1 pseudogene is annotated in these 1,166 nt (G+C 45.9%); it reads right to left on the bottom strand.

The annotated features are described in order from the left end of the window. Positions 1-1,166: pseudogene (locus tag M1G12_RS09855) on the bottom strand (DNA-directed RNA polymerase subunit beta); the annotation flags it as partial.

The raw sequence follows: 1,166 nt of genomic DNA, 5'->3' as shown, positions 1-1,166 counted from the left end.
CGTTCGCTCATGATAACGGCATCCTCGAAGTTGTAACCTTCCCAAGTCATGTAGGCAACGATTGGGTTTTGTCCAAGCGCCATTTCTCCATTTTCCATAGAAGGTCCGTCAGCAATGAAATCGCCTTTTTCAACGACATCGCCAACTTTAACAAGCGTACGTTGGTTGTAAGCAGTACCTGAGTTTGAACGACGGAATTTTTGGATGTGGTAAACGTCCAATGAACCATCTTCACGACGAACTTCTACCTTGTCAGCATCTGCATAGGTAACTTTACCGTCATACTGAGCAATCACAGCAGCTCCTGAATCGTGGGCTGCTTGGTATTCCATACCAGTACCAACGTAAGGTGCTTTAGGATTAATCAATGGTACAGCCTGACGTTGCATGTTGGCTCCCATGAGGGCACGGTTGGAGTCATCGTTTTCCAAGAAAGGAATACATGCTGTCGCAACGGCAACTACCTGTTTTGGTGATACGTCCATGTAGTCAACAACATTAGCTGGATACTCTTGGTTGACCCCTTGGTGACGACCCATGACAACTTTCTCAGCAAATGTTCCATCTTCATTCAGACGAGAATTAGCCTGTGCTACAGTAAATTCATCTTCTTCATCGGCTGTCAACCAAACGATTTCGTTCGTAACAACACCTGTTTCACGGTCAACTTTACGGTATGGTGTTTGAACAAAACCATATTTGTTCAAGTGTCCGTAAGATGACAAGTTATTGATCAAACCGATATTAGGTCCTTCAGGTGTCTCGATTGGACACATACGACCGTAGTGAGTGTAGTGCACGTCACGTACTTCATATCCAGCACGGTCACGTGTCAAACCACCAGGCCCCAAGGCTGACAAACGGCGTTTGTGAGACAACTCAGAAAGTGGGTTGTGTTGGTCCATGAACTGTGACAACTGTGATGAACCAAAGAATTCTTTAACCGCAGCTGTTACAGGACGGATATTGATAATTTGTTGCGGTGTCAAGACTTCGTTGTCTTGAACAGACATACGTTCACGGACATTACGTTCCATACGAGAAAGTCCAAGACGTACTTGGTTAGCAAGCAATTCACCAACCGCACGGATACGACGGTTTCCAAGGTGGTCGATGTCATCTACACGGCCAAGCCCTTCAGCCAAGTTGAGGAAGTAGCTCATCTC

Source organism: Streptococcus mitis, assembly GCF_023110375.1.
Lineage (GTDB): Bacteria > Bacillota > Bacilli > Lactobacillales > Streptococcaceae > Streptococcus > Streptococcus mitis_CI.
This window is presented reverse-complemented; position numbering and strand designations above follow the sequence as displayed.